This is a genomic window from Corallococcus exercitus (assembly GCF_003611585.1).
In the GTDB taxonomy this organism is placed as follows: Bacteria; Myxococcota; Myxococcia; order Myxococcales; family Myxococcaceae; genus Corallococcus; species Corallococcus exercitus.
Genome location: NZ_RAVW01000592.1, coordinates 1 through 4,509 on the forward strand (window position 1 = coordinate 1; position 4,509 = coordinate 4,509).

At 70.1% G+C, this 4,509-nt stretch carries 5 protein-coding genes; 4 read left to right on the plus strand and 1 reads right to left on the minus strand.

What is annotated here, in order from left to right:
• The 4 genes from D7W79_RS39195 to msrQ form a co-directional block, all read left to right on the plus strand.
• Positions 1 to 1,609: DUF8614 domain-containing protein (locus tag D7W79_RS39195; RefSeq protein ID WP_120530336.1), on the plus strand; the 1,609-nt coding region annotated here is incomplete at its 5' end.
• 57 nt (positions 1,610 to 1,666) lie between these two features.
• On the plus strand, positions 1,667 to 2,410 hold the full coding sequence (locus tag D7W79_RS39200) for a fatty acid desaturase (protein ID WP_244222222.1): 744 nt from the start codon (positions 1,667 to 1,669) through the stop codon (positions 2,408 to 2,410).
• Between the two features lie 34 nt (positions 2,411 to 2,444).
• Positions 2,445 to 3,434: a protein-methionine-sulfoxide reductase catalytic subunit MsrP gene (msrP, locus tag D7W79_RS39205; RefSeq protein WP_120530338.1), complete on the plus strand. Its 990-nt coding sequence runs from the start codon at positions 2,445 to 2,447 to the stop codon at positions 3,432 to 3,434.
• 3 nt (positions 3,435 to 3,437) lie between these two features.
• The gene (gene msrQ, locus D7W79_RS39210) at positions 3,438 to 4,055 is read left to right on the plus strand and encodes a protein-methionine-sulfoxide reductase heme-binding subunit MsrQ (protein ID WP_120530339.1); all 618 of its coding nucleotides are present in this window, start codon (positions 3,438 to 3,440) and stop codon (positions 4,053 to 4,055) included.
• Between the two features lie 9 nt (positions 4,056 to 4,064).
• Here msrQ and D7W79_RS39215 read toward each other — a convergent pair.
• The coding region (locus D7W79_RS39215) for a response regulator (protein ID WP_147442281.1) at positions 4,065 to 4,509 on the minus strand (445 nt) is incomplete at its 5' end.

Genomic DNA, 4,509 nt, shown 5'->3' on the forward strand with positions numbered 1-4,509 from the left:
GATGACCGCCCGCTTCGCCCCCGTGGACGTCAAGGTGGACGTGTCCAAGCTGCCGGACGCGGAGAAGCGCGCCCTGGCCAAGGTGCTCCAGGCCGCGAAGATCATGGACCCCCTGTTCCTGAGCCAGGCGTGGGCGGGCAACCCGACGCTGCTCCTGGACCTGGTGGAGGACACCTCGCCCCTGGGCAAGGAGCGGCTGCACGCGTTCCTCCTCAACAAGGGCCCCTGGTCGCGCCTGGACGAGGCGAAGCCGTTCATCCCCGGCGTGCCGCCCAAGCCGGACGAAGGCAACTTCTATCCCGCCGGCGCCACCAAGGCGGAGGTGGAGGCCTGGGTGAAGAGCCTGCCGGAGGCGCAGCAGCACGCGGCCACGGGCTTCTTCACCACGCTGCGCCGCGGGCCGGACGGCAAGTTCATGACCGTGCCGTACAGCGTGGAGTACCAGGGCGAGCTGGCCATGGCCGCGCAGCTCCTGCGTGAGGCGGCGGCGCTCACCCAGCAGCCCACGCTCAAGCGCTTCCTGGAGACGCGCGCGGCGGCGTTCCTGTCCAACGACTACTACGCGAGCGAGGTCGCGTGGATGGAGCTGGACGCGAGCGTGGAGCCCACCATCGGGCCCTACGAGGTCTACGAGGACGGCTGGTTCAACTACAAGGCCGCCTTCGAGGCCTTCATCGGTGTGCGCGACGACGCGGAGACGCAGAAGCTGGCGAAGTTCAGCGCGGAGCTCCAGGAGCTGGAGAACAACCTCCCCATCGACGCGAACCTGCGCAACCCGAAGCTGGGCGCGCTGGCCCCCATCCGCGTCATCAACAGCCTGTACTCCTCCGGCGACGGCAACCGGGGCGTGCAGACGGCGGCCTTCAACCTGCCCAACGACGAGCGCGTGGCGGCGGAGAAGGGCACCAAGCGCGTGATGCTCAAGAACATCCAGGAGGCGAAGTTCCAGCGCGTGCTGCTGCCCATCGCGAAGGTGGCGCTGCCCGCGAAGGACCGCAAGGACGTGTCCTTCGACGCCTTCTTCACGCACATCCTCATGCACGAGCTGATGCACGGCCTGGGGCCCCACAACGTCACCGTGGCCGGGAAGCAGACGACGGTGCGTCAGGCGCTGCAGGCGTCCTCCAGCGCCATCGAAGAGGCCAAGGCGGACATCTCCGGCCTGTGGGCCCTCCAGCGGCTGGTGGACAAGGGCACGCTGGACAAGGAGCTGCAGCGGACCATGTACACGACGTTCCTCGCGTCCGCGTTCCGCTCCATCCGCTTCGGTATCGACGAGGCGCACGGCAAGGGCATCGCCCTGCAGCTCAACCACTTCCTGGACACCGGCGCGGTGAAGGTGAACGCGGACGGCACCTTCGAAGTCGTCCCGGACAAGATGCAGGCGTCCGTCACGTCGCTGACGACCCAGCTCATGGCCCTCCAGGCCAAGGGCGACCGCACCGCCGCGGAGGCGCTGCTCGCGAAGCAGGGCGTGGTGCGCCCCTCCGTGCAGAAGGTGCTGGAGCGGCTGAAGAACGTGCCGGTGGACATCGAGCCGCGCTACGTCACCGCCGAGTCGCTGGTGAAGGACTTCGGCGCCCCGGCCGCCGCGCCCGCGAAGAAGTAGCGTCCCGGCCAGTCCCCGTCCCTCCCGCGTGCTTTTCGCGTGCGCGGGGGACGGGGCATGGCCAGTAAGGGAGCCATGGCGCCCGAGTCCCCAGCCCCTCCCGTTCCCCCCGACCCGTGGGGCGTCGTGCTCGCGCTCGCGGTGGTGGGCGCGTGGGGCGGACACCTGGCGTGGATGCTGGCGGGGCCCCCCCTGCCGTGGGCCTCACCGCTCCCCTGGCTGCACGTCCTGCTCCAGATGTGGCTGTCCACCGGCCTGTTCATCACCGGCCATGACGCCATGCATGGCACCGTGTCCCTGCGCCGCCGGGTGAACGCGGCGGTGGGCATGCTGGCCTGCTTCCTCTTCGCGGGGCTGTCCTACCGCCGGCTGGTGGTGAACCACCGCGCGCACCACGCGGACCCCACCGGAGACCACGACCCGGACTTCGCGGCCCGGGGCCTGTCCTTCTGGCCGTGGTTTGGGGCCTTCATGGTGCGCTACACGACCTGGCCCCAAATCGCGGTCATGGCGCTGAAGTTCAACGTGCTGCTGTGGCTGGGCGTGTCCCAGGCGCGCATCCTGGCCTTCTGGGTGCTGCCGTCGGTGCTGGCCACCGTGCAGCTCTTCTATTTCGGCACGTACCTGCCGCACCGGCGTCCGGACACGGAAGCCATGGCGCCGCACCACGCGCGCACCCTGCCGCGCAACCACCTGTGGGCCCTGCTGTCGTGCTTCTTCTTCGGCTACCACTGGGAGCACCATCAGTCCCCCGGGACGCCCTGGTGGCGGCTGTGGCGGGTGAAGGACGCCCGGCGGTAACCGGAAAAGGCCCTGGAGCGTTATAGAGGGAGCCATGCGCGACAAGCTCCCTCCCGAGCCCCCCGGCTCCGAAGTGACGGCCGAGAAGCACTACCTGCGCCGCCGCGAGTTCATCAAGAACGCGGGCCTGTTCGCCGGCACCGCCGCCGTGGTGGGAGGCGGGCTGTACCTCCTGGGCATGAAGCGCACCCGGCCCATGGACGGCTTCGTGCCGGACGCGGGCACGGTGGAGCAGCCGGTGGCCCCCGCCCAGGGCGTCTTCGTCACGGACGAGCCGCGCACGCCCTACGAGGACATCACCACCTACAACAACTTCTACGAGTTCGGCCTGGACAAGAACGACCCGGCCCGCCGCGCCCACACGCTGAAGACGCGGCCGTGGACCGTCGTCATCGACGGCGAGGTGCACAAGCCGTGGACGGTGGACGTGGATCAGCTCATCTCCGCCTTCCCGCTGGAGGAGCGCGTCTACCGGATGCGCTGCGTGGAGGCCTGGTCCATGGTGATTCCGTGGCTGGGCCTGCCCCTGGGCAAGCTGCTGGACCGCGTGCAGCCCACGTCCTTCGCGAAGTACGTGGCCTTCACCACGCTGGAGGATCCGGAGCAGATGCCCGGGCAGAAGAGCCCGGTGCTGGACTGGCCCTACGTGGAAGGCCTGCGCCTGGATGAGGCCCAGCACCCGCTGACGCTGCTGGCCACGGGCCTCTACGGCAAGCAGCTGCCGCCGCAGAACGGCGCCCCGCTGCGGCTGGTGGTGCCGTGGAAGTACGGCTTCAAGGGCATCAAGTCCATCGTCCGCATCACGCTCACGCGCGAGCAGCCGCCGACGACGTGGAACCTCGCCAACAAGCGCGAGTACGGCTTCTACGCCAACGTGAACCCGGCGGTGGACCACCCGCGCTGGAGCCAGGCCTCGGAGCGCCGCATCGGCGAGGGCTCGCGCCGGCCCACGCTGCCCTTCAACGGCTACGCGGACGCGGTGGCCGGCCTCTACAGCGGCATGGACCTGAAGCGGGACTTCTGACCCATGGCCTCCTCCAAGCTCCCCTGGCTGAACCCCGCCATCACCGTCGGAGGCCTGGCGCCGCTGCTGCAACTCGCGGTGCTGGGGGCCCGGGGCGAGCTGGGGGCCAACGGCATCGAGTTCGCCCTCAACCAGACGGGCCTCTTCGCGCTGGCGGTGCTGATTGCGTCGCTGGCGTGCACGCCCGTGCGGCTGGTGACGGGCTGGACGTGGCCCGCGCGCATCCGCCGCACGCTGGGCCTGCTGGCCTTCACCTACGCGGCGGCGCACTTCCTCACGTACTCCGTGCTGGATCAGGGCCTGGACGTGCGCGCCATGGCGGAGGACGTCTTCACCCGGCCCTTCATCACCGTGGGCTTCACCGCGCTGATGCTGCTGGTGCCGCTGGCCGTCACGTCCACGAACAAGTGGGTGCGGCGGCTGGGCTTTCCCACGTGGCAGCGCCTGCACCGGCTGGCGTACGTGGCCGCGGTGCTGGGCGTGGTGCACTTCGTGTGGCGGGTGAAGAAGGACGTCACGGAGCCGGTGCTCTACGGGGCCGTCCTGGCGCTGCTCTTCGCCGTGCGCGTGGGAGAGGCCGTGCGCAAGCGGCGGGCGCTGGCGCCCCAGCGCCCGGCCTGAGGCGGGGCGCTACTTCGCGGCGGCGCGGGGCAGCGGGAGGATGGTGTCCACCAGCGTCATCAGCTGCGCGCAGCTCACCGGCTTGCGCACGAAGGCGCTGATGCCGGCCTTCTGGCCCAGGGCGCGCACCTCCGCCACGTTCGGGTCGCCCGTCATCATCAGGATGGGGACCTTGGACAGCCTGGCGTTGGTGCTGGCGCGGATCTGCCCGGCGAAGTCCGCGCCGTTCATCCCGTCCATGTGGAAGTCGGTGAGGATGAGGTCCACCTGCTCCGCCTCGGCGACCTTGAGGCCCTCCTCGGCGGACTCGGCCTCCAGGAACTCGAAGCTGCGGGCCATGAGGTAGATCTTCAGCAGCGTCCGGATGGAGCGGCTGTCGTCCACCAGCAGCACGCGTTGCGGGCCCGTGCTCCCGGCCGGACGGACCGTGGGCGTGCTCCCCGTGGGGCGGGAG

What these genes read in the sequence shown, in the direction of transcription:
- msrQ (WP_120530339.1), top strand. Translation starts at nt 3,438, where the DNA reads ATGGCCTCCTCCAAGCTCCCCTGGCTGAACCCCGCCATCACCGTCGGA.
- msrP (WP_120530338.1), top strand. Translation starts at nt 2,445, where the DNA reads ATGCGCGACAAGCTCCCTCCCGAGCCCCCCGGCTCCGAAGTGACGGCC.
- D7W79_RS39200 (WP_244222222.1), top strand. Translation starts at nt 1,667, where the DNA reads ATGGCCAGTAAGGGAGCCATGGCGCCCGAGTCCCCAGCCCCTCCCGTT.